22 protein-coding genes are annotated in these 22,190 nt (G+C 71.1%); 6 read left to right on the top strand and 16 right to left on the bottom strand.

Features of this window, described 5'->3' with window-relative positions:
• Positions 1-65: 65 nt before the first annotated feature.
• Positions 66-2,117, bottom strand: a complete 2,052-nt coding sequence (locus LWJ43_RS07455) for an APC family permease (protein WP_277331510.1) — start codon at positions 2,115-2,117, stop codon at positions 66-68.
• Positions 2,118-2,462: 345 nt separating this feature from the next.
• Between LWJ43_RS07455 and LWJ43_RS07460 the strand changes: the two genes are divergently transcribed.
• Both LWJ43_RS07460 and LWJ43_RS07465 read left to right on the top strand, forming a co-directional pair.
• Complete coding sequence (locus LWJ43_RS07460; protein ID WP_277331511.1) at positions 2,463-3,131, top strand: potassium channel family protein; 669 nt, start codon at positions 2,463-2,465, stop codon at positions 3,129-3,131.
• Positions 3,131-3,808, top strand: coding sequence for a potassium channel family protein (locus tag LWJ43_RS07465; protein WP_277331512.1), 678 nt, complete (start codon positions 3,131-3,133; stop codon positions 3,806-3,808). The genes LWJ43_RS07460 and LWJ43_RS07465 overlap by 1 nt, the downstream gene beginning before the upstream one ends.
• A 73-nt stretch (positions 3,809-3,881) precedes the next feature.
• On the opposite strand, the gene LWJ43_RS07470 is transcribed toward LWJ43_RS07465, so the two are convergent.
• From LWJ43_RS07470 to LWJ43_RS07505, 8 genes are all read right to left on the bottom strand, one after another.
• Positions 3,882-4,652, bottom strand: coding sequence for a DUF3159 domain-containing protein (locus LWJ43_RS07470; RefSeq protein ID WP_277331513.1), 771 nt, complete (start codon positions 4,650-4,652; stop codon positions 3,882-3,884).
• Positions 4,653-4,655: 3 nt separating this feature from the next.
• Entirely contained in the window at positions 4,656-5,072 is a 417-nt protein-coding gene (locus tag LWJ43_RS07475; protein ID WP_277331514.1) for an OB-fold nucleic acid binding domain-containing protein, read from the bottom strand.
• Between the two features lie 70 nt (positions 5,073-5,142).
• Positions 5,143-5,850: a response regulator gene (locus LWJ43_RS07480; RefSeq protein WP_277331515.1), complete on the bottom strand. Its 708-nt coding sequence runs from the start codon at positions 5,848-5,850 to the stop codon at positions 5,143-5,145.
• Between the two features lie 73 nt (positions 5,851-5,923).
• Positions 5,924-8,467, bottom strand: a complete 2,544-nt coding sequence (locus tag LWJ43_RS07485) for a sensor histidine kinase (RefSeq protein WP_277331516.1) — start codon at positions 8,465-8,467, stop codon at positions 5,924-5,926.
• 182 nt (positions 8,468-8,649) lie between these two features.
• Complete coding sequence (locus LWJ43_RS07490) at positions 8,650-9,384, bottom strand: ABC transporter ATP-binding protein (protein WP_277331517.1); 735 nt, start codon at positions 9,382-9,384, stop codon at positions 8,650-8,652.
• Positions 9,385-9,535: 151 nt separating this feature from the next.
• Positions 9,536-10,306 carry a DUF3710 domain-containing protein gene (locus LWJ43_RS07495; RefSeq protein WP_277331518.1) on the bottom strand — a complete coding sequence of 257 codons (771 nt, stop codon included), beginning with the start codon at positions 10,304-10,306 and terminating at the stop codon, positions 9,536-9,538.
• Between the two features lies 1 nt (position 10,307).
• A complete protein-coding gene (gene dut / locus LWJ43_RS07500; RefSeq protein WP_014153608.1) occupies positions 10,308-10,835 on the bottom strand; it encodes a dUTP diphosphatase in 528 nt (175 codons plus the stop codon).
• Positions 10,835-11,419: a PaaI family thioesterase gene (locus tag LWJ43_RS07505; RefSeq protein ID WP_277331519.1), complete on the bottom strand. Its 585-nt coding sequence runs from the start codon at positions 11,417-11,419 to the stop codon at positions 10,835-10,837. Before LWJ43_RS07505 ends, dut begins: the two co-directional genes overlap by 1 nt.
• A 58-nt stretch (positions 11,420-11,477) precedes the next feature.
• Between LWJ43_RS07505 and LWJ43_RS07510 the strand changes: the two genes are divergently transcribed.
• Positions 11,478-11,933 (top strand): DUF3093 domain-containing protein, encoded by a 456-nt coding sequence (locus LWJ43_RS07510; RefSeq protein ID WP_277331520.1) that lies wholly within the window; start codon positions 11,478-11,480, stop codon positions 11,931-11,933.
• An 11-nt stretch (positions 11,934-11,944) separates the two neighbouring features.
• Here LWJ43_RS07510 and LWJ43_RS07515 read toward each other — a convergent pair whose 3' ends face one another.
• From LWJ43_RS07515 to LWJ43_RS07530, 4 genes are all read right to left on the bottom strand, one after another.
• Positions 11,945-12,889 carry a hypothetical protein gene (locus tag LWJ43_RS07515; protein WP_277331521.1) on the bottom strand — a complete coding sequence of 315 codons (945 nt, stop codon included), beginning with the start codon at positions 12,887-12,889 and terminating at the stop codon, positions 11,945-11,947.
• A 12-nt stretch (positions 12,890-12,901) separates the two neighbouring features.
• Positions 12,902-13,198 carry a DUF4193 domain-containing protein gene (locus LWJ43_RS07520; protein ID WP_003965732.1) on the bottom strand — a complete coding sequence of 99 codons (297 nt, stop codon included), beginning with the start codon at positions 13,196-13,198 and terminating at the stop codon, positions 12,902-12,904.
• A 404-nt stretch (positions 13,199-13,602) separates the two neighbouring features.
• Complete coding sequence (locus LWJ43_RS07525; protein WP_277331522.1) at positions 13,603-14,844, bottom strand: sensor histidine kinase; 1,242 nt, start codon at positions 14,842-14,844, stop codon at positions 13,603-13,605.
• A gap of 7 nt (positions 14,845-14,851) precedes the next feature.
• Entirely contained in the window at positions 14,852-15,505 is a 654-nt protein-coding gene (locus tag LWJ43_RS07530; RefSeq protein ID WP_014153613.1) for a response regulator transcription factor, read from the bottom strand.
• A 358-nt stretch (positions 15,506-15,863) separates the two neighbouring features.
• Here LWJ43_RS07530 and LWJ43_RS07535 point away from each other — a divergent pair, with 358 nt between their 5' ends.
• Positions 15,864-16,037 carry a hypothetical protein gene (locus LWJ43_RS07535; RefSeq protein ID WP_176740391.1) on the top strand — a complete coding sequence of 58 codons (174 nt, stop codon included), beginning with the start codon at positions 15,864-15,866 and terminating at the stop codon, positions 16,035-16,037.
• Between the two features lie 113 nt (positions 16,038-16,150).
• On the opposite strand, the gene LWJ43_RS07540 is transcribed toward LWJ43_RS07535, so the two are convergent.
• Positions 16,151-16,951, bottom strand: coding sequence for an inositol monophosphatase family protein (locus tag LWJ43_RS07540; RefSeq protein WP_277331523.1), 801 nt, complete (start codon positions 16,949-16,951; stop codon positions 16,151-16,153).
• Between the two features lie 64 nt (positions 16,952-17,015).
• A complete protein-coding gene (locus LWJ43_RS07545) occupies positions 17,016-18,140 on the bottom strand; it encodes a ferrochelatase (protein WP_277331524.1) in 1,125 nt (374 codons plus the stop codon).
• A 126-nt stretch (positions 18,141-18,266) separates the two neighbouring features.
• On the opposite strand from LWJ43_RS07545, the gene LWJ43_RS07550 reads away from it, so the two are divergent.
• On the top strand, positions 18,267-19,511 hold the full coding sequence (locus LWJ43_RS07550) for an MFS transporter (protein WP_277331525.1): 1,245 nt from the start codon (positions 18,267-18,269) through the stop codon (positions 19,509-19,511).
• The gene (locus tag LWJ43_RS07555) at positions 19,471-20,790 is read left to right on the top strand and encodes a D-arabinono-1,4-lactone oxidase (RefSeq protein WP_277331526.1); all 1,320 of its coding nucleotides are present in this window, start codon (positions 19,471-19,473) and stop codon (positions 20,788-20,790) included. The genes LWJ43_RS07550 and LWJ43_RS07555 overlap by 41 nt, the downstream gene beginning before the upstream one ends.
• A 25-nt stretch (positions 20,791-20,815) precedes the next feature.
• On the opposite strand, the gene LWJ43_RS07560 is transcribed toward LWJ43_RS07555, so the two are convergent.
• Positions 20,816-21,847 carry a hypothetical protein gene (locus LWJ43_RS07560; protein WP_277331527.1) on the bottom strand — a complete coding sequence of 344 codons (1,032 nt, stop codon included), beginning with the start codon at positions 21,845-21,847 and terminating at the stop codon, positions 20,816-20,818.
• Between the last annotated feature and the right edge of the window lie 343 nt (positions 21,848-22,190).

Below are 22,190 nucleotides of genomic sequence, written 5' to 3' on the forward strand. Positions count from 1 at the left end.
CCGGACAACAGCCCACCAGTCTACGTGGGCGGAAGCCGGCCGTTCACCACAGGCGGAGTGCGGGGTCAGCCCTTCTGGCCGGGTTCCTTGGGCTGCCGCCGTTCCACGGGGCCGCGGCGGACCGAGCCCGGCGCGATCCAGTCCGCGCGCCTCCTGGCCCGGTGCTTCGCGGCCTCGGACGACTCCAGCTGGTACGGCACCGAGGTGACCATCACACCCGGTGTGAACAGCAGCCGGCCCTTCAGCCGCAGCGCGCTCTGGTTGTGCAGCAGGTGCTCGTACCAGTGGCCGACGACGTACTCCGGGATGTAGACGCTGATCACATCGCGCGGCCGGTCCTTGCGGAGGCTCTTGACGTAGTCGATGACCGGCCGGGTCACCTCGCGGTAGGGCGAGTCGAGGACCTTCAGCGGGATGTCGATGCCGCGACGTTCCCAGTCCTCCCTGAGTGCCTTCGTCTCCGCCTGGTCGACGCTGATGGAGAGGGCCTCCAGCTGGTCGGAACGCACCAGCTTGGCGTACGCGAGGGCGCGCAGTGTGGGCCGGTGGAGCTTGGAGACCAGGACGATCGAGTGGACGCGCGAGGGGCGGATGCTGTCGTCGGACCGGGTCTCCGGGGCGGCGATCTCCTCGGCGACCCGGTCGTAGTGCTTGCGGATCGCGGTCATCGTGCCGAAGAAGATGACCATGCCGAGCAGCGCGACCCAGGCGCCGTGGGTGAACTTGGTGGCGAGCACGACGACCAGGACGAGACCGGTGAAGAACGCGCCGAAGGTGTTGATCGCCCGGGAGTGGATCATGTGGCGCCGCGCCGCGGGATCCTTCTCGGTGCGCAGATGACGGTTCCAGTGCCGCACCATGCCGGTCTGGCTGAGCGTGAAGGAGACGAACACGCCCACGATGTAGAGCTGGATCAGCCGGGTCGAGTCCGCACCGTAGATCCAGACGAGCAGGATCGCGGCCCCGGCGAGCAGCACGATGCCGTTGGAGAAGGCCAGCCGGTCGCCGCGGGTGTGCAGCTGGCGCGGCAGGTAGCGGTCCTGGGCGAGGATCGAGCCGAGCAGCGGGAAGCCGTTGTACGCCGTGTTCGCGGCGAGGAAGAGCACGAGCGCGGTGGCCGCGGCGAGGAAGACGAAGAGGAACGTGCCCTCGCCGAAGACGGCTGCGGCGACCTGTGAGATCACCGGGTCCTGGGTGAAGCTCGCGCCGACCGGGGAACCGTTGTGGATGAGGTCCTTCGCCGGGTTCTCGGCCATCTTCACGTCGGTGGCCATGGCGAGGCCGATGATGCCGCAGAACATCGTGACGGCGAGCAGGCCCATCGCCGCGAGCGTGGTCGCGGCGTTCTTGCTCTTCGGCTTGCGGAAGGCGGGGACGCCGTTGCTGATCGCCTCGACGCCCGTGAGGGCCGCGCAGCCGGAGGAGAAGGCGCGCAGCAGCAGGAAGACGAGCGCGAAACCCGCCAGCCCCTGGTGCTCGGGCTTGATCTCGTAGTCCGAGGTGGGCGCGTGCATGGTGTCCCCGAGGGCGAGTCCCCTGAACGCCCCCCAGAGGATCATCGCGAAGACGCCGGCCACGAACAGGTACGTCGGGATGGCGAAGAGCTTGCCCGACTCCTTCACGCCGCGCAGGTTCATCAGCGTGAGCAGCACGATGGCCCCGATGGCGCAGACCGTCTTGTGCTCGACGACGAAGGGGATCGCGGATCCGAGGTTCTCGACGCCCGAGGCGATCGACACCGCCACGGTGAGGACGTAGTCGACGAGGAGCGCGCTGGCTACGGTCAGGCCGGCCTTCGGGCCGAGGTTGGTGGTGGCGACCTCGTAGTCGCCGCCACCGCTCGGGTAGGCGCGTACGTTCTGCCGGTACGAGGCGACGACGGTGAACATCAGGACCACGACCGCGACCGCGATCCAGGGGCTGAAGTGGTACGCCGACACGCCCGCGATGGACAGCACGAGGAGGACTTCTCCTGGTGCGTACGCAACGGAGGACAGGGGGTCGGATGCGAAGACGGGGAGCGCGATGCGCTTGGGGAGGAGCGTCTCCCCCAGCTTGTCGCTGCGCAGCGCCCGGCCGATCAGGATCCGTTTGGGCACGTCGGTCAGTTTGGACACGGTGAGGATCGTAAGCGCTGCCGGGACACGCCGCCGAGGCACCACCCCCTCGGCACCCCGAAAACCTTCATAATTACCCGCCCTCACCGCAGAAGTCCATGGAATCCTTAACGAAATCCTTGCGGTGCGGAGGTCCCCGGAGCTCCGGGCCGGTCCCGCTTTTGCTCATCGGCCCGCAGCGTACGCACACTCGGATGAGGCGGCACGGACGTCGCCGCATAAGCTCATCCACGGGCAACGCCGAAGGTGGTTGCCCCATTGTTTGCCCCGCAAGCTGAGAGAGAAGTGTGAGCAGGGTGTTTTCGCAGGTCATCCGGACGACCAGGACGGCGAGGTAGGCGCGAGGTGCACATCGTCATCATGGGCTGCGGGCGCGTCGGAGCCGCTCTCGCGCAGACCCTGGAGCAGCAGGGGCACACGGTCGCCGTGATCGACCAGGACCCCACGGCGTTCCGTCGCCTCGGTTCCGGCTTCGGCGGCCGTCGTGTCAGCGGGGTCGGTTTCGACCAGGACACCCTGCGTGAGGCGGGGATCGAGGAGGCCGGGGCGTTCGCGGCGGTCAGCAGCGGCGACAACTCCAACATCATCGCCGCCCGGGTGGCCCGCGAGATGTTCGGCATCGAGAACGTCGCGGCGCGCATCTACGACCCGCGGCGCGCCGAGGTCTACCAGCGGCTGGGCATCCCCACCGTCGCCACCGTCCGGTGGACGGCGGACCAGATGCTGCGGCGTCTGCTGCCGTCGGGCGCGGAGCCGCTGTGGCGCGACCCGAGCGGTGGTGTGCAGCTCGCCGAGGTGCACACCACACCGGCCTGGATCGGGCACAAGATCAGCACCCTGCAGGAGGAGACCGGCGTCCGCGTCGCCTTCCTCACCCGGTTGGGTGAGGCCATACTGCCCACGTCGCAGACGGTTCTGCAGGAGGGCGACCTCGTTCACGTGATGATGCGTACGGACGAGATCGCGAAGGTCGAGGAGGCCTTCGCCGAAGGTCCCGAGGAGGGCGGTCACTGATGCGCGTCGCGATTGCCGGGGCCGGTGCGGTGGGCCGTTCCATCGCGGCAGAGCTCCTGGAGAACGGGCACGAGGTACTGCTGATCGACAAGGCTCCGACCGCCATCTCGGTGGAGCGCGTGCCGATGGCCGAGTGGCTCCTGGCGGACGCCTGCGAGATCACGTCGCTCGACGAGGCGGCGCTCCAGCGGTGCAACGTCGTGATCGCCTCGACCGGTGACGACAAGGTCAACCTGGTCGTCTCGCTGCTCGCGAAGACCGAGTACGGCGTGCCGAGGGTCGTGGCCCGGGTGAACAACCCGAAGAACGAGTGGCTGTTCAACGAGTCCTGGGGCGTCGACGTCGCGGTCTCCACCCCGCGTCTGATGTCGGCGCTGGTCGAGGAGGCGGTGAGCGTCGGTGATCTGGTCCGGCTGCTGCGCTTCAGCCACGGCGACGCCAACCTGGTCGAGCTGACACTGCCCCCGGAGTCGGCGCTGGCCGGCATCCGGGTGGGTGACGTGGACTGGCCGGAGGACACCTCGCTCGTCACGATCATCCGCGGCACGCGGGTGCTGACACCCAGCCCCGAGGAGACCCTGGAGGCGGGCGACGAGCTGTTGTTCGTGGCCGCCCAGGCGCGCGAGGAGCAGTTGGAGGACCTGTTGTCGGTCCGCCGCGAGCCCGCCGAGGACTGAGCGGGCGGTACATGCGTGTGGGGCCCGGACCGTGGCACGGTCCGGGCCCCACACGCGTGTACGTCGTCGTGCGTCAGAACTCGGAGTTGCGGGCCTCCGCGGCGCCGGCGCTCCGCTCCGCCTCACGTGCCTTCTCGGCCTGCTCCTCCGCCTCCATCTCGGCGAAGACGTCGATTGGCGGCGGCGCCTTGGCCAGGAAGACCCAGGTCAGGTAGACCGCGAGCAGGAACGGCGGGATCTTCAGCGCGACCAGGACCCAGCCGAGCTGGGTGGTGTCGGCCCACCAGTACAGGGGGAAGAGGATCGCGCACTTGGCGAGGAGGATCAGCCCCCACGCGTAGCTGGCCTTGGCGTACGCCTTCTTGCGGCCGGGGTTCCTGGTGCGCCAGGAGAGGTTCTCCTTGAAGACCGGTCCGAGGATGAGGCCGATCAGCGGCACACCCGCGAGGGTCGTGACCAGGTACGCGAGGGCGAGGCCGAGCGTGTAGAGCATGCCCGGCAGGTAGAAGGCCTTCGCGGTGCCCGTCATCTTCGCGAAGAGCACACCGAAGGCCACGCCGAAGACGCCGCCGAAGGCGTGCTTGACGGTGTCCTTGCGGAGCAGCCGGACGACGACGAGGAGCAAGGAGATGGCCAGCGCGGCGACCGCCGAGGCCGTCAGGTCCTTGTTGATGGTGAAGACGGTGACGAAGAGCAGCCCGGGAAGGACTGTCTCCACCATGCCGCGCACGCCGCCGAAGGCCTCGAAGAGCGCGGCTTCCGTGACCGCCTTCGCGTCGGCGTCCTGCTGGTCGGTGCGGTGGGGCTGGTCCGTATCGGACGTCGGCTTGTCGAGAGACGTCACCGGCTACTCCTTGCCGAGTGGTCGGAGTTCGTATTTGGGGTTGAACAGCACCCGGCGACCGTGGCTCATGGCCACGCGGCCCGACGCGATGAGCTTGCGCCCCGGCTCGATGCCGACGATGGAACGCCGGCCGAGCCAGACCACGTCGAGCGGTGCGGTGCCGTCGAAGAGCTCCGCCTCCAGGGCGGGCACTCCGGCCCGCGGACGCAGGGTGACGGTCCGCAAGGTACCAGTGACCTTGACGATCTGGCGGTCCGTGCACTCGGAGATGCGCGTGCAGCCCGACGCGTGCGTGTCCTCCCGCAGCTCCTCGGACTCGAGGTCCTCCTGGGAGCTGGCCAGCCGGTCGAGCATGCGGCGGAAGCGGCCGGACGGCTTTGCCGCCCTGCCGGGCTTCTCGAATCGGGGAACAGCGCTCATACCCGAAGGGTACCGGTCTCCTGTGGTAGGGACGGGCCCGGACAGCCTCACTCGGACGAGTGAGGCGCGATCACTCCGGAACGGGCCGTCCGCGCTCGAATCGGTACCCCATGCCCGGCTCGGTGACGAAGTGACTGGGGTGCGAGGGGTCCGCCTCCAGCTTGCGGCGCAACTGGGCCATGTAGACCCGCAGGTAGTTGGTCTCGGTGCCGTACGAGGGGCCCCAGACCTCCTGGAGCAGCTGCTTCTGGCTGACGAGCCGCCCGGCGTTGCGGACGAGGACCTCCAGCAGGTGCCACTCGGTGGGCGTGAGGCGTACGTCGCGCCCCTCACGGTGGACCTTCTTCGCCGCCAGATCGACGGTGAAACCCTCGGTCTCGACGATCACCAGGTCGTCGCCGCCGTCCTGGCCGACCGGTTCCGCCCGGCGTACGGCGGCGCGCAGCCGGGCCAGGAGCTCGTCCATGCCGAACGGCTTGGTGACGTAGTCGTCGGCCCCGGCGTCCAGGGCCTCGACCTTCTCGTCGGAGGTGTGACGGGCCGAGAGCACGAGGATCGGCACCCGGGTCCAGCCGCGCAGCCCCCTGATCACCTCGACACCGTCCATGTCCGGCAGACCGAGGTCGAGGACGACGACGTCGGGGTGGCGGGCCGCCGCCAGCTGCAGGGCGGTCGCCCCGTCGGGCGCCGCGTCCACCTCGTATCTGCGTGCCTTCAGGTTGATCACGAGGGCGCGCACGATCTGCGGCTCGTCGTCGACCACGAGCACCCGGGTCATCGCGGACCTGCCTTTCGGAAATACGTGTACGGGGTGGGGGTGCGCCCCGGGGACCTCATGAGCTCGGGGGATGTCATGAGCTGATGTGTGCGGGAGGCACCGGGCCGGCCCGCACCTGTCCGGGCGCGGCGGTGAGGGTGAGGACCATGGTGAGGCCGCCGCCGGGGGTGTCCTCGGCGTCGAGCGTGCCGCCCATGGACTCCACGAAGCCGCGGGCGACCGCGAGCCCCAGCCCGACGCCGGCACCGCGCGGAGCGTCACCGTAGCGCTGGAAGGGCTCGAATATGCGTTCCTTGGCCTCGTCGGGGACTCCGCGCCCGCGGTCGGCCACCCGCAGCTCGACGCGTTCCCCCAGGGCGCTGGCGGCCACCGTGACGCGTTCCCGGCCGGGGTTGTACTTGACGGCGTTCTCGACGATGTTGGCGACGGCCCTCTCCAGCAGCCCCGGGTCGACGGCCACCATGGGCAGCGTCTCGGGGATGTCCAGGTCGACGCTGCCCTCCGGTACGCCGCCGAGCGCCATGGGGACGACCTCGTCGAGGTCGAGCTCCCGGATCAGCGGGGTGACCGTGCCGGTCTGCAGACGTGACATGTCGAGCAGGTTGCCGACCAGGTGGTCCAGGCGGTCGGCCCCGTCCTCGATGGCTTCGAGGAGCTCCGCCTCGTCCGCGTCGGACCAGGAGACGTCGTCGGAGCGCAGGGAGCTCACGGCGGCCTTGATGGCGGCCAGCGGGGTGCGCAGGTCGTGGCTGACGGCGGCGAGCAGCGCGGTCCTGATCCGGTTGCCCTCGGCGAGCCGTCTGGCCGCCTCCGCCTCCCCCACCAGGCGCTGCCGGTCGAGGACCACGGCGGCCTGGGCGGCGAAGGCGCCCAGGACCCGGCGGTCCTCAGCGGGCAGCACGCGGCCGGAGAGAGCCAGGGCCATGTGGTCGCCGACGGGCATGTCCACGTCCGCGTCGTCGGGCCGGGCGACCGGCGCGGGGCCGACGGATCCGGCGCAGGTCCAGGGATCGACGTCGCTCTGCCGCTCCAGGAGGGCGACGGACTCCATGCCGAAGGTCTCCCGGACCCTGCCCAGCAGGGCGTCCAGGGCGGTCTCGCCCCGCAGGACGCTCCCCGCCAGGGTGGAGAGGATCTCCGACTCGGCACGCAGGCGGGCCGCCTGGTGGGTACGTCGTGCCGCCAGGTCGACCACGGAGGCGACCGAGACCGCCACCGCGAAGAAGATCACGATGGCGACGAAGTTCTCCGGGTCCTGGACGGTCAGGGTGTGCGTGGGCGGCGTGAACCAGTAGTTCAGGAGCATGGAACCGACGGCGGCCGACGCGAGCGCGGGTGCCAGGCCGCCGAGGAGGGCGGCGGCGACGGTCAGGAAGAGGAAGAGCAGCACGTCGTTGGCGAGCCCCGGCCCGTTCTCCATGCCGTGCAGGAGCAGGGTCAGGAGGGCCGGTCCGCCGACGCCGGCCAGCCAGCCCGAGATGATCCGGGTGCGGCTGAGCCGGGCTCCGCGGGCGATGGGCAGCCCGCGCCCCTTGGCGACCTCCTCGTGCGTGACGATGTGCACGTCGAGGTCGGGCCCGGACTCGCGGGCGACGGTCGCTCCCACCCCGGGGCCGTAGATGTACTGCCAGGCCTTGCGGCGGCTGGAGCCGAGGACGATCTGGGTGGCGTTGACGCCCCGGGCGAACGCGAGGAGCGCGGAGGGTATGTCGTCGCCGATGACGTGGTGGAAGGTGCCCCCGAGGTCCTCGACGAGGGTGCGCTGGACGGCGAGCTCCTTGGGGGAGGCGGAGGTCAGGCCGTCGCTGCGGGCGATGTACACGGCGAGGATCTCGCTGCCGGATCCTTTTGCGGCCATCCGGGAGGCGCGGCGGATGAGCGTGCGGCCCTCCGGTCCGCCGGTCAGCCCGACGACGATGCGCTCGCGGGCCTGCCAGGGGGCGCTGATGTCGTGTTCGCCGCGGTACTGCTGGAGGTACTCGTCGACCCGGTCGGCGACCCACAGGAGTGCCAGCTCGCGCAGGGCGGTGAGGTTGCCGGGGCGGAAGTAGTTGGACAGGGCTGCGTCGACCTTGTCGGACTGGTAGATGTTGCCGTGGGCCATGCGGCGCCGCAGCGACTGTGGCGACATGTCGACGAGTTCGATCTGGTCCGCGCGCCGGGCGACCTCGTCGGGGATGGTCTCCTGCTGTCGCACCCCGGTTATCGCCTCCACGACGTCGCCGAGGGACTCCAGGTGCTGGATGTTGACGGTGGACACCACGTCGATGCCGGCCTTGAGGAGTTCCTCGACGTCCTGCCAGCGCTTGGCGTTGCGGGAGCCGGGCACGTTGGTGTGCGCGAGCTCGTCCACGAGCGCCACGGCGGGCGCCCGCTCCAGGACGGCGTCGACGTCCATCTCCGCGAAGACGGCCGAGCGGTGTTCGATGTCGCGGCGGCGGATCTGCTCCAGGCCCTGCAGCAGCACCTCCGTGCGGGGCCGGTCGTGGTGCTCCACGAAGGCGACGACGCAGTCCGTGCCCCGCTCCACCCGGCGGTGGGCCTCGGCCAGCATCGCGTACGTCTTGCCGACGCCGGGTGCCGCACCCAGGTAGATCCGAAGCTTGCCGCGTGCCATGGCCCCATTGTCTTCTCTGAACGGGCCGCCGCCGATACGGGAGCCGGTGTCGAAGCTACCCCGAGGAAATCCGGCATATGGGGTCAGGGCCGGACGCGGGGACCGTCTTGACGGGATTCTGATGCGGCCGCACCCGACGCGGGGCCGAGGTCACAGCCCTGTCGGCCCCGCCCCGCCCGCCGCTACGCGTGCTCGACGATGTGCCCGTCGCTGAGCTCCAGGACCCGGTCGGCGAAGCTGAGCAGCTGTGGGTCGTGGGTGGCCACGAGGACGGTGACACCCTCGCTGCGGACGACGGCCCGCAGCAGGTGCATGACCGAGAGGCCCGTCTCCGCGTCGAGCTGCCCGGTGGGCTCGTCGGCGATCAGGAGGGCGGGCCGGTTGGCGAGTGCCCTGGCGATGGCGACACGCTGCTGCTGGCCTCCGGAGAGCTCCCCCGGGCGCTGCCGGCTGTGGTCGCCGAGGCCCACCAGGGAGAGCAGCAGTGCCACTCGTTCCTCACGCTCGTGAGGATCGGCCTTCCGCAGGCGCAGGGGCACGCCCACGTTCTCGGCCGCGGTCAGGATCGGGATCAGCCCGAAGGACTGGAAGATGAAGCCGATCCGGTCCCTGCGCAGCTCCAGCAGGCCGTCCTCGTCGAGTCCGGAGAGGTCGGTGCCACCGACGGTGATCCTGCCGCCGTCCGGTGCGTCGAGGCCGCCGACGAGATTGAGCAGGGTGGTCTTGCCCGATCCCGAACGTCCCTTGAGCGCCACGAGTTCGCCGCGCGGGACCTCGAAGGAGACCCCCCGCAGGGCGTGCACGGCTGCGGCGCCGGTGCCGTACGAGCGGTGCAGGTCCTCGACGCGCACCATGGGGCCGCCGGCCGGGCTCCCGGCCAGGCCCGTGCCGCTCTGTCCGTCGGTGCTCGGTGTCATCGCTCTCCCCCGTGCGTACGCGGCCGTGCGTACCGCTCCCTCGGCAACGGCCAGTATGTGCGTGAGGCGCCCGGTGAGGCAATGGAAAGGCCGGTGGGCCGCGCCCCTCTCCGGGACGCGGCCCACCGGCCGGAACGAGCTGGGGGCGCGGTCAGCGCACCTCGGTGATCTCGGGCCCGCGCTGGAGCTGGCCCATGCCACCGGAGAACTTCGAGCTCTCCTGGTCCTCCTGCTGCACGCCCTCGGGCACCATCTGCGCGTCGTCGGGGAGCTTGAGGACGATGGGGTCGCGCGGGGCCATCGGGCCGTCACCGCGGACGACGACGGTGTCCCGGAAGATCGTCTCCAGCAGCCCGGCGGCGTCCGGCTGCACCGCGCCCTGGCCGGAGATCACACCGCGCAGGAACCACCGCGGTCCGTCGACGCCGACGAAGCGCACCAGCTGTACGCCGTTCTTCCCGTCCGGGAGCTGTACGGGGACCTGGGCGCGCAGTTCCCAGCCCAGCGGGCCCTCGACCTCGTCGATGACCCCGCCCTGCTGGGTGATGCCCGAGGCGATCTCCTCACGCACCTCGCCCCAGATGCCCTCCTTCTTGGGGGCCGCGAAGGCCTGCAGCTGGACCGCGCTGTCGCGCAGCACGACGGTGGCCGCGACGATCGCGTCACCGGCGACCTCCACCCGGAGCTCCATGCCCTCGACCCCGGGCACGAAGATGCCGCCCAGGTCCACCCGGCCCTCGCCGGGCCGGGAGACCTCGGAGATGTCCCACGGCCCGTCGGGGCGGGGGGCCGGCGGAAGGTTCGTGCGGCGCGAGCCGTTCTCGGCCCCGGTGCCGTCGAGCTCGTCGGCGACCTGCTCGGCCTCGCGCGCTTCGTCCGCCGTGTCCTCGGCGGAACCACTGTTCTTGCGACGTCCGAACACGTCAACGTCCTTCCCGGTCGGATACGACCGAAGCGTAGCTGTTCCCACCCTGGGTGTTACCGCCCGTGACGCCGTCCACCGCGGCGTGGCCGCCGGTGGATCCGAAGCCCCCCTCGGCCCGCGCCGAGCCGGGGAGCTCCGTCACCTCGTGGAAGCGCACCTTCTCGACCTGCTGGACGACCAGTTGGGCAATCCGGTCGAACCGTTCGAACCTCACGGTCTCGCGTGGGTCGAGATTGACCACGATGACCTTGATCTCTCCACGGTACCCGGCATCGACCGTCCCTGGGGCGTTCACGAGAGCCACTCCGCAGCGGGCCGCGAGGCCGGAGCGTGGGTGCACGAAGGCGGCGTACCCGTCGGGCAGGGCGATCGACACCCCGGTGGGGAGCACCGCCCGTTCACCCGGGGCGAGCTCCGCGGCCTCGGTGGTGACCAGGTCGGCACCCGCGTCACCGGGGTGCCCGTAGCCGGGGATCGGCACGTCCGGGTCGACCCGGCGGATGAGCACGTCGACGGGGTGGCGCATCAGGGGTTCACCTCGAAGGCGCGGGCACGCCGGATCTGGTCCGGGTCGGACATGGCGGCCTGGATCTCCTCCGGCCGTCCGTTGTCGATGAAGTGCTCCACCTTGACCTCGATGAAGAGGGCCTCCGCACGGACCGCGACGGGCCCCTCGGGGCCGCCGGTCCGTCCCGTGGCCCGGCAGTAGATCTTCCGGCCGTGGACCGCGGTGACCTCGGCCTCCAGGAAGAGCACGGTGTCGACCGGGACCGGCAGGACGTAGTCGGTCTCCAGCCGTCCGGTCACCGCGATGACCCGCAGCAGCCAGCTCAGCGCGCCGAGCGTCTCATCCATCGCCGTGGCCAGGACACCGCCGTGCGCCAGTCCCGGAGCGCCCTGGTGGGCCTGCTTCACGGTGAACTCGGCGGTGACGCTCACGCCCTCCCCTGCCGTCGCCTGGAGGTGCAGCCCGTGCGGCTGCCCGCCACCGCAGCCGAAACAGTGTTCGTAGTGGGAGCCGAGAAGCTCTCCGGGCGCGGGGGCGTCAGGATGGCGGACGGGCTTCACCGCGTCGGCCGGGGGTGTCAGACGTGCAGATGTTCCACTCACAGCCGCAGACCTTACCCGCGCCGTCGACCGCGGGTCGCGCCGTGCCAAGCTTGCTTTCATGCAGCCTTCCGCACCGCCCTTCGACGAACGTCTCACAGCGCCCCGTTCGTGGTGGCTCATCGCCTTCGGGATCGGCGTCGCGTGCGCGCTCGTCTTCCTGCCGCTCGGCCTGCTGCCCATGCTCGGCGGCCTCGTGGCCGGTACGGCAGCGGCGTGCGTGGCCGTCAGCTCGTACGGCTCCGCCCGCATCCGTGTCGTCGCGGGCGCCCTCGTCGCGGGCGATGCCCGGATCCCCCTGGAGGCGCTCGGCGACGCCGAGGTGCTGGACGGGGAGGAGGCGCGCGCCTGGCGCTCGTACAAGGCGGATCCGCGCGCCTTCATGCTGCTGCGCAGCTACATCCCGACGGCGGTGCGGGTGGAGGTCACGGACCCGCAGGACCCGACGCCGTACGTCTACCTGTCGACCCGTGAGCCGCAGGCCCTGGTGGCGGCACTCGCGCCCGTGGCCGCCTGACAGGACCGGATTCAGCGGCCGGGGCCTTCCAGCCCCTCGGGGAGTTCCTCGGGGGGCTTCGCCGGCTGTTCCAGCGGGGGGAGTTCGGGGAGGCGGTCCCAGGGGATCCGGTGGCGCCGCAGGTCGTTCCTGACCCGGTCGGCGAGCTTCCTGGTGTCCCGCCGGTTCATCATCGCGCCGACGGCCGCGCCGATCATGAACGGGATGAGGTTCGGCAGGTCGCGCACGGTGCGCTTGATGATCTGCTGGCGCAGTTCGCGCTTCATCTGTCCGCCCAGCGCCGCGTCGAGCGTGGTGGGGCGGGAGACGTCGATGCCGCGCTCCTCCGTCCAGGACGTCAGATAGGCGGTGCTGCGCCGGCCGAGGTTGCCCTGCGGGCGTCGGCCGTAGACCTCGTGGAGCTCGGCGACGAGCTTCAGCTCGACAGCGGCCACTCCGGTGATCTCGGCTGCCAGCTCGGCGAGCATGGCCGGTGGGACGGGCATCATCGCCGCGGCGCCGATGCCCGCGCCGACGGTCGCCGTGGCGTTGCAGGCGCCCGCGACGAGTTTGTCGGCTAGCTCTTCGGGGCCGAGCCCCGGGAACTGTCTGCGCAGGGTGGCGAGGTCACGCACCGGGACGCGGGGGGCGATGTCGATGATCCGGTCGGCCACCGCGCCCAGGGCGGTCAGGGCGCTCTCCCTGCTCCTGGCGACGCCTCGTCCCAGTGCGCGCAGGCGGCCGGCGCCTTTCGGGGACCCCTCCTGACCGGGTGGTGTGTCAGTTGTTCGTAGCGCCTCGAGCGAGGCCGGACGGCCCCGCTCGTCGTCAGGTGTGCTGCCGGGAGAGGCGGACAGGGCGGTCCGGTGCTCGGCTGTGGGGCTCTCGCCCTTCGCCGGGCCCGCGCCGCCCTGGTGTGCCTCCGACGACTTCGTGCGCCGCAAGCGCCGCTTCCGGAACGGTGTGTCGCCTGCCACGGCCGGCCTACCTCAGTCGCAGTCGCGGCAGATGGGCTGGCCGTTCTTCTCGCGCGCCAGCTGGCTGCGGTGGTGCACGAGAAAACAGCTCATGCAGGTGAACTCGTCGGCCTGCTTGGGCAGGACCCGCACGGCGAGCTCTTCGTTGGACAGGTCCGCGCCGGGCAGCTCCAGTCCTTCAGCCGCGTCGAACTCGTCCACGTCGACGGCGGATGCCGTCTTGTCGCTCCGACGAGCCTTGAGCTCCTCGAGGCTGTCCTGATCGACGTCGTCGTCGGTCTTGCGTGGGGTGTCGTAATCCGTTGCCATGTCGCTCTCCCCCTCATGGGTGTCTGCGGTGTCTCAGCGCACGTAACGCGTGAGAGGCCGGACTTGTGCCCGACCTGAGGCGGAGATTTTGCCTCACATCAAGGTCTGTTACTCAATCGACACCCAACCGGATCCCTCGTGAGCGATCAGCTTGGGTGGCGATGGGGACCGTACACGGTCCGATTGCTGCAGTTCACGGGCGCCACCCCGTGTACTTCCCGTGATATCACCCCCCGGAAACCCGGACGTTTCCAGGCTTTCGGGCGGCGATGTGATCACGGAGAGTAGAGAGACCGAAAACCGCTTCTGTGATCGATCACACAGGGACAGAACGGAAACGGGGTTCGAAAATTCCGCCCAAAGCGAACAGAGCGATCCGATGCGGCCTCACACCGTGAAGCCTCTCAGACGGGCAGGGTGACGCGCATCACGAGACCACCGCCCTCACGAGGCTCCGCGATGATACGGCCTCCGTGCGCCCGCGCGACGGATCGCGCGATCGACAGGCCGAGTCCCACGCCCTTGTCGCTGCCGGTGCGCTCCGTCCGCAGCCTGGTGAACGGCTCGAAGAGGTTGTCGATCTCGTACGCCGGAACCACGGGCCCGGTGTTCGACACCACCAGGAGCGCCTGCCCGTGCTGGAACTCGGTGGTGACCTCCACCCAGCCCTCCTGCGCCACGTTGTAGCGCACGGCGTTCTGCACGAGGTTGAGCGCGATCCGCTCCAGGAGGACTCCGTTGCCCTGGACGACCGCGGGAGCGCGCTCCCCCACGATCCGCACGCCCTTGCCGGCCGCCTCCGACCTGGCCTGGTCGATGGCGCGGTCCGCGACCTCGGCGAGGTCCACGGGCTTCCGCTCCACGATCTGGTTGTCGCTGCGGGCCAGCAGGAGCAGGCCCTCCACGAGTTGCTCGCTGCGCTCGTTCGTCGCCAGGAGCGTCTTGCCCAGCTGGTGGAGCTCCGGCGGGGCCTCGGGGTCGGAGAGATGGACCTCCAGCAGGGTGCGGTTGATCGCGAGGGGCGTGCGCAGCTCGTGCGAGGCGTTGCCGACGAACCGCTGCTGGGCCGTGAAGGCCCGCTCCAGCCGGTCGAGCATCTCGTCGAAGGTGTCCGCGAGCTCCTTCAGCTCGTCGTCCGGACCGTCCAGCTCGATGCGCCGGGTGAGGTCCGTGCCGGCCACCCTGCGGGCGGTACGGGTGATCCGGCCCAGGGGGGACAGCACGCGTCCGGCCATGGCGTAGCCGAAGGCGAAGGCGATGATGCTGAGACCCACGAGGGCGAGGAGCGCCCTGTTCAGCAGGCTGTCGAGCGCGTGCTGCCGCTGCGCGGCGGTGCAGTCCTTGAGCATCTCGTTGAGCTGGGTGTTGTTCAGAGCGGAGCTCAGCTGCGGGCACATGTCGCTGGAGATCTGGACGCTCGTGCCCTTGACCTGGACATCGAGCCCACCGGCGTCGTGCAGCGCCTGCGCCGCCAGCATGTAGATGATCGACAGCAGCAGGATGCCCGCGATCAGGAACATGCCGCCGTACAGCAGCGTGAGCCGTATCCGGATGGTCGGGCGCAGCCAGGGGTACGGGGACTCCTGCGCCTTGGGTTCCCAGGTGGGTTTCGGTGGTGCCTTCATGGGCGCCGGGGAGGCTGCCATCACGTCCTCAGATCCGGTATCCGGAGCCGGGGACGGTGACGATGACGGGGGGCTCGCCCAGCTTGCGGCGCAAGGTCATGACGGTCACCCGCACCACGTTGGTGAAGGGGTCGGTGTTCTCGTCCCAGGCCTTCTCCAGCAGTTGTTCCGCCGAGACGACCGCGCCCTCGCTGCGCATCAGGACCTCCAGCACCGCGAACTCCTTCGGGGCGAGCTGGATCTCCTGCTCGTCGCGGAAGACCTCCCGGCGGTTGGGGTCGAGCTTGATGCCGGCCCGCTCGAGCACGGGGGGCAGTGCGACCGTGGTGCGGCGCCCCAGGGCGCGCACCCGTGCGGTCAGCTCGCTGAAGGCGAAGGGTTTGGGCAGGTAGTCGTCCGCGCCGAGCTCCAGTCCCTCGACCCGGTCGCTGACGTCACCGGAGGCGGTGAGCATGAGCACCCGGGTGGGCATGCCGAGCTCGACGATCTTGCGGCAGACGTCGTCGCCGTGCACCAGCGGGAGGTCGCGGTCCAGCACGACGACGTCGTAGTCGTTGACCCCGACGCGTTCGAGCGCCGCCGCTCCGTCGTAGACGACGTCGACGGCCATGGCCTCCCGGCGCAGTCCGGTGGCCACCGCATCGGCGAGCAGCTGCTCGTCCTCGACGACGAGTACGCGCACGGCGCAGTCCTTCCCTAGATCCCGAAAAACGGCGAGCGGCCCTCGATCCGGCCGCTCGCTGCACGTCAGCGGCACCGACTGTGCGCGTCCATCCTGCCTGTAACGCGCATAAACCGGCGGTAAGACGACGCGGGCCGGGCCGCCGCTCCAGGGAATTGATCGGATTTCCGGGCAAGTTGAGGTTTCTCAGAGGTTCACGGCGGGGAGGACGCTCTCACACCCGCGATCACGCCATGTATGTGGCGTACCACAGCCCGTCCTGCATCCAGAGGGACTGCGTGATCACCCGCACCCCGGCCCGGCCGGGGGACCACCGGGCACACCCCCGTGCCACCGACCCACGACGAGGGGGCGCTTCATGGACGCTTTCACCGCAGGTCTGCTGCAACGAATCAAGACCACCGAGTCCGACCTCACGAAGGCTCGCGAGACGGGCGACGACTTCCTCGCGGACGTCGAGCAGGGAGAGCTCGACGACCTGCACCGCCTCGCCGCCGAGCACGGCGTGGAAATCGGCGCCACAAGCGTCTGAGCCGCTACGAGAGGGCCCCGGACAGCCGTCATGGCTGTCCGGGGCCCTCCTCGTGTGCCGGCGCCTGCCGGCGCCCTCCCAGGGCGTCTCGACAAGGTCAGGGAGGTGTCCGGTCAGTCGTGCCAGGCCCCCAGTTCCTCGAGGAGCGCCTGCAGCGGCTCGAAGACCCCCGGGGTCGCCGCGACGGTGAGGTCGCCGTCCGCGGGAAGACCGGGCCGGCCTCCGGTGAGCGCACCCGCCTCCCGGGCGATCAGGTCGCCGGCCGCCACGTCCCAGGGGTGCAGCCCGCGCTCGTAGTAACCGTCGAGGCGGCCCGCCGCGACGTCGCAGAGCTCGATGGCCGCGGATCCCCCGCGCCGGATGTCCCGCAGCCGGGGGATCATCTGCTGGGCCACGGCGGCCTGGTGGGTGCGGACCTCGGTGACGTAGTTGAAGCCGGTCGACACCAGGGCCTGGTCGAGGGGGGCTGTGGGGCGGCAGCGCAGCGCGTCGCCGTTCCCGTAGGCGCCGCGGCCGATGACCGCGTGGAACGTCTCGCGGCGCATCGGGGCCTCGACCACGCCGACGACCCGCTCGCCGTCGCGCTCGGCGGCGATGGAGACGGACCAGGTCGGGAGGCCGTAGAGGTAGTTCACGGTGCCGTCGAGCGGGTCGATGACCCACCTGATCCCGCTGCTGCCCTCGGCGCTGGCGCCCTCCTCGCCGAGGAAGCCGTCGGCGGGGCGGTGCTCGGAGAGGTAGCCGGTGATCAGCTTCTCCGCCCGGATGTCCATCTCGGTGACGACGTCGATGGGGCTGGACTTCGTCGCGGCCACCCCGAGGTCGGCGGGGCGGCCGTCGCGCAGCAGCGCACCGGCCCTGCGGGCCGCCTCCAGGGCGAGGTCGAGCAGTTCGGACAGGAGGGGGTCGGTCACGACACTCCAGAGGTGGTGTCCCGGGACGGGCTTGTCCGCGCCCGGGCGGCGGGAAGGCGGGCGGCTAGAACGGGCTGTCGGCGCCGGCGGCCGCCGGCTTGGGGGCCCTGGCGGGGCAGCAGCCGACCGGGCAGACGTCGTGGGAGGGACCCAGCGTGCCCAGGGCGCACGGCGTGACGGGGCGGCCCTGTTCGGCGGCGGCGCGCTCCAGGAGGAGTTCCCGGACGGCGGCGGCGAACCGGGGGTCCGCCCCCACCGTCGCGGAGCGACGCACCGGGAGTCCGATCTCGGCGGCCTTCGCGGTCGCCTCCGTGTCGAGGTCGTACAGCACCTCCATGTGGTCCGACACGAAGCCGATGGGGGCCATGACGACCGCCGGGACACCGTCGCCGTGGAGTGCCTCCAGGTGGTCGCAGATGTCCGGCTCCAGCCACGGGATGTGCGGGGCGCCGCTGCGCGACTGGTAGACGAGCTGCCAGGGGTGGTCGACACCGGTCTCCTCGCGCACCGCCTCGGTGATCAGCCGGGCGACGTCGAGGTGTTCGGCCACGTAGGAGCCGCCGTCGCCGTGCGTCCCGTCCGGTCCGGAGGCGTCGGCCGCGGCGGTCGGGATGGAGTGCGTGGTGAACGCGAGGTGCGCCCCCGCCCTGACGTCCTCGGGAAGGTCGGCCAGCGACGCGAGGACGCCGTCCACCATGGGGCGCACGAAGCCCGGGTGGTTGAAGTAGTGCCGCAGCTTGTCCACCCGGGGCACCGGCAGTCCCTCCGACTCCAGCGCGGACAGCGACTCCGCCAGGTTCTCGCGGTACTGGCGGCAGCCGGAGTACGAGGCGTAGGCGCTGGTGGCGAGCACGGCGATCCTGCGGTGGCCGTCCGTGATCATCTCGCGGAGGGTGTCGGTGAGGTACGGAGCCCAGTTGCGGTTGCCCCAGTACACGGGCAGTTCGAGGCCGTGGTCCGCGAAGTCCTCGCGCAGCGCCTCCAGGAGCGCGCGGTTCTGGGCGTTGATCGGGCTCACGCCGCCGAAGAGGAAGTAGTGCTTGCCGACCTCCTTGAGCCGTTCTTCGGGGATGCCCCGGCCCCGCGTCACGTTCGCGAGGAACGGGACCACGTCGTCAGGGCCTTCGGGACCTCCGAAGGACAGCAGGAGGAGGGCGTCGTACGGAGCGGGATCGCGCAGATCGGACATGTACCCGATCCTGCCACCCGCCGCCGACAGCGCGGCGACCGCCATCGGCCGGTGCCCCGTGTCACCGGCCACCCGTAAGCTGTGTCAGCCATCCGCACACCTGACAGGCTTCACCGGAGCTACCCCTTGCCCAGCCCCTACCGCGCCATCTTCGCCGCACCCGGAACCCGGGCCTTCTCGGCGGCCGGACTCCTCGGCAGGATGCCGCTCTCCATGATGGGGATCGGCGTGGTGACGATGGTCTCCCAGCTCACCGGCCGCTACGGGCTGGCCGGCGCGCTCTCCGCGACGCTCGCCATGGCGGCGGCGGTCATGGGACCGCAGGTCTCCCGGCTGGTCGACCGCTACGGACAGCGCCGCGTCCTGCGCCCGGTCACCCTGTTCGCGGCCGCCTCGGTCGCCGGGCTTCTGGTCTGCGCGCAACAGCGGTTCCCGGACTGGACGCTGTTCGTCTTCGCCGCGGGCGCCGGGTGCGTCCCGAGCGTGGGGTCGATGGTCAGGGCCCGCTGGGCCGAGATCTACCGGGGGTCCGGGCGGCAGCTGCACGCCGCGTACTCCTGGGAGTCGATCGTCGACGAGGTGTGCTTCATCTTCGGCCCCATCGTCTCCATCGGCCTGTCCACCGCCTGGTTCCCCGAGGCGGGGCCCCTGCTGGCCGGCGGGTTCCTGGTGGCGGGCGTGTTCTGGCTGACCGCGCAGCGCGCCACGGAACCCAGGCCGCACCCGAAGGAGCAGCACACCGGCGGCTCGGCGCTCCGCTCGCCGGGCCTCCAGGTGCTGGTGCTGACCTTCGTCGCCACCGGGGCGATCTTCGGCGCGGTGGACGTGGTGACGGTGGCCTTCGCCGAGGAGCGCGGTCACAAGGCGGCGGCCAGCCTCGTCCTCGCTGTCTACGCCCTGGGCTCCTGCCTCGCCGGAGCGGTCTTCGGCCTGCTCCACCTCCAGGGGAAGCCGTCCACCAGGTGGCTGGTGGGGGTCTGCGCGATGGCCGTGAGTATGATCCCCCTCCAACTGGCCGGGAGCCTGCCGTTCCTGGCCGTGGCGCTCTTCGTCGCGGGCCTCGCCATCGCACCCACGATGGTCACCACCATGGCCCTCGTCGAGCAGCACGTACCGCGCACCCAGCTGACCGAGGGCATGACCTGGACCAGTACCGGACTCGCCGTCGGAGTGGCGCTCGGCTCGTCCGCCGCAGGCTGGGTGGTCGACGCCTCCGGGGCCGAGTCGGGGTACGCGGTGCCCGCCGTGGCGGGAGCGCTCGCGGCCGCGGTGGCGCTCCTGGGGTACCGCCGGCTCGCGGAGCCGGCGCCTACGGGAGGGCGCGGGGAAGATGACCGACACCTACGCACGGACGGCGAACACGTGGCGTAACTGGGCGGGCAACGTCACCGCCCGGCCCGCCCGCGTGGAGTCCCCCGCCTCCGTCGACGAGCTCGCCGAGGTGCTCCGCAGGGCCTCCGAGGACGGGCTGACGGTCAAGCCCGTCGGCACCGGTCACTCCTTCACAGCGGCCGCCGCCACCGACGGGGTCCTCGTACGCCCGGACCTGCTCACCGGCATCCGCGCCGTCGACCGCGAGGCGATGACCGTGACGGTCGAGGCCGGGACACCGCTGAAGCGCCTCAACACCGCGCTCGCCCGTGAGGGGCTCTCCCTCACCAACATGGGCGACATCATGGAGCAGACCGTCGCCGGTGCGACGTCCACGGGCACCCACGGCACCGGCCGCGACTCGGCGTCGGTCTCCGCGCAGATCCGCGCGCTGGAGCTGGTCACCGCCGACGGCACGGTCCTGCGCTGCTCGGCCGACGACCGCCCGGACGTCTTCGCGGCGGCCCGCATCGGGCTCGGGGCGCTGGGCGTGATCACCGCGGTGACGTTCGCCGTGGAACCCGTCTTCTTCCTGACGGCCCGCGAGGAGCCGATGCCCTTCGACCGGGTCACGTCCGAATTCGATCAGCTGGTCGCGGAGAACGAGCACTTCGAGTTCTACTGGTTCCCGCACACCGGTAACTGCAACACCAAGCGCAACAACCGCAGCGCCGGCCCCGCCGCTCCGCCCGGGCGCGTCGCCGGCTGGATCGAGGACGAGCTCCTCTCCAACGGTGTCTTCCAGGTCGCCTGTTCGGTGGGCCGGGCGGTCCCCGCCGCCATCCCCTCCATAGCCAGGGTCTCCAGCCGCGCCCTGTCGGCCCGGACGTACACCGACATCCCGTACAAGGTCTTCACCAGCCCGAGGCGGGTGCGCTTCGTCGAGATGGAGTACGCCCTGCCGCGCGAGGCGGCGGTCGACGCCCTGCGTGAACTCAAGGCCATGGTGGAGCGCTCGCCGCTGCGCGTCAGCTTCCCCGTGGAGGTCCGCACGGCGCCCGCGGACGACATGACGCTCTCCACCGCCTCGGGTCGCGACAGTGCCTACATCGCGGTGCACCTGTACCGGGGCACGCCGCACCAGGCGTACTTCACGGCCGTCGAACGGATCATGACGGGCTACGACGGCCGCCCGCACTGGGGCAAGATCCACACCCGGGACTCCGGCTACCTGGCCGGGGCCTACCCCGGGTTCGGCGAGTTCACCGCCCTGCGCGACCGGCTCGACCCGGACCGGCTGTTCGCCAACGACTACCTGCGGCGCGTGCTCGGGAGGTGAGCCCGGGGCGGCGGACAGGACCGGATCACCGGACCGCGTCCGTCCCGGCCCCGCCCTGCTGGTCCGGGACCTCGTCGGCGCCGGTCGGATCCGGCGTGGCAGGGGTGGTGCCGTCCGCCCCCGGCGTGGTCGGGGTGGCGGTCGCCGGTGCCGATGCGTCACCGGAGGCCGAAGGCGTGGGGGCGGGATCGTCGGCCGGTCCGTCGCCGCCGGAGGGGTCGGGCCGCGCGCTCCCGCCTCCGCCCTGGTCGGTGCCGGGCGCAGTCATGCTCCCGCCTTCCGGCACGGACCCGTCGTCGCCGCGGTCCGGACCGCCCTCCTGGCCCGTGCCGTCCGAGGACGCGGGCGAGGGCGAAGTCGTGCCCCCGTTGCGCTCGCCACCGACGACGGAGCCGATGGTCGTCCGCCCGCCGCCCCCCAGATCGTGGCCGGAGACCATTTCGTACACGGTGATGCCGGCCATCGACAGGACGAAGACCCCGGTCGCCGCGAGGGCCGATCGCTTCCAGCCGCGGACGCGGGTGCCGTGCGTGCGGGCGTCGGACCAGGTGTCGTCCGTGGAAGCGTCGCCGGGGCGTGGTTCTCCCGGACGCCCGTCGCCGGAGCCCGCCCCGCCGGGCCGGAACCGCCGCAGCACCGTCGTGCGGTCCGCTCCGGGCTCCACCGCGCGCAGCACCGTCGTGCGGTCCGCGCCGCCCGCGTCGCCGTATCGCCCCACCGTGCCCAGCACCCGGGTGGCATCGTCCTCCTGTCGCGGGGGCGCGGACAGCGTCTCCCTGGTGCGCACGGTCACCTGTCGGCCCGCCGGGTGCTTCACCTGGACGGTGACCTCGCGGATCTGTTCCCCCGTGCGACGGAAGAAGTGCTGGAAGACGGAACCGCCGCAGGTGGCCACCACGCTCATCACGCCCGCGCCGACGATCGTCCCGTACACACCGAGCTGCGAGGCCATCACCGCCGCCGCCACCGCCGCGACAGCACTGCCCGCGACCTGGGGCAGACTCAGATCTATGCGCCTTTCCTTGTGTTCCGCATCACTCTGCGGCTTATGCACCATGACCTGCCCCTGCTCGACACCTACGCCACCTTGCACCAGAAGGGACATGTGAGCGGATCAGATAGTTCCGATTCTGGAGGTTTTGTGAAGCACCACACGCATCGGGGGCATACCGCGAACAACGGGGTAAGCCAACTCCCGTGCCCGGTGAGAACTTCGGCGGCGCGCCGGTCCACCCACGTGGCCCGAATGGAGTACTGTGACGAGCCCTGGGGCCGGACTCCCACACGGGTGTCCGGGACCACGGGAGGGGGCCGAAGGAGGCCCCCGAACCGGCGGCGCCGCGGCATCGCACGGGCGCCTGCTACATGGAGCGGCCAACCGGTCGCTCCGCGTCGTAACC

Origin of the sequence: Streptomyces sp. JH34, from assembly GCF_029428875.1 — a bacterium.
Classification (GTDB): domain Bacteria; phylum Actinomycetota; class Actinomycetes; order Streptomycetales; family Streptomycetaceae; genus Streptomyces.

Coding starts and splice junctions, on each gene's coding strand:
- LWJ43_RS07510 (WP_277331520.1), top strand. CDS start 11,478: ATGCAGCCTTCCGCACCGCCCTTCGACGAACGTCTCACAGCGCCCCGT.
- LWJ43_RS07490 (WP_277331517.1), bottom strand. CDS start 9,384: ATGACACCGAGCACCGACGGACAGAGCGGCACGGGCCTGGCCGGGAGC.
- LWJ43_RS07465 (WP_277331512.1), top strand. CDS start 3,131: ATGCGCGTCGCGATTGCCGGGGCCGGTGCGGTGGGCCGTTCCATCGCG.
- LWJ43_RS07545 (WP_277331524.1), bottom strand. CDS start 18,140: ATGTCCGATCTGCGCGATCCCGCTCCGTACGACGCCCTCCTCCTGCTG.
- dut (WP_014153608.1), bottom strand. CDS start 10,835: ATGCGCCACCCCGTCGACGTGCTCATCCGCCGGGTCGACCCGGACGTG.
- LWJ43_RS07560 (WP_277331527.1), bottom strand. CDS start 21,847: ATGGTGCATAAGCCGCAGAGTGATGCGGAACACAAGGAAAGGCGCATA.
- LWJ43_RS07480 (WP_277331515.1), bottom strand. CDS start 5,850: ATGACCCGGGTGCTCGTGGTCGACGACGAGCCGCAGATCGTGCGCGCC.
- LWJ43_RS07485 (WP_277331516.1), bottom strand. CDS start 8,467: ATGGCACGCGGCAAGCTTCGGATCTACCTGGGTGCGGCACCCGGCGTC.
- LWJ43_RS07535 (WP_176740391.1), top strand. CDS start 15,864: ATGGACGCTTTCACCGCAGGTCTGCTGCAACGAATCAAGACCACCGAG.
- LWJ43_RS07555 (WP_277331526.1), top strand. CDS start 19,471: ATGACCGACACCTACGCACGGACGGCGAACACGTGGCGTAACTGGGCG.
- LWJ43_RS07525 (WP_277331522.1), bottom strand. CDS start 14,844: ATGGCAGCCTCCCCGGCGCCCATGAAGGCACCACCGAAACCCACCTGG.
- LWJ43_RS07475 (WP_277331514.1), bottom strand. CDS start 5,072: ATGAGCGCTGTTCCCCGATTCGAGAAGCCCGGCAGGGCGGCAAAGCCG.
- LWJ43_RS07520 (WP_003965732.1), bottom strand. CDS start 13,198: ATGGCAACGGATTACGACACCCCACGCAAGACCGACGACGACGTCGAT.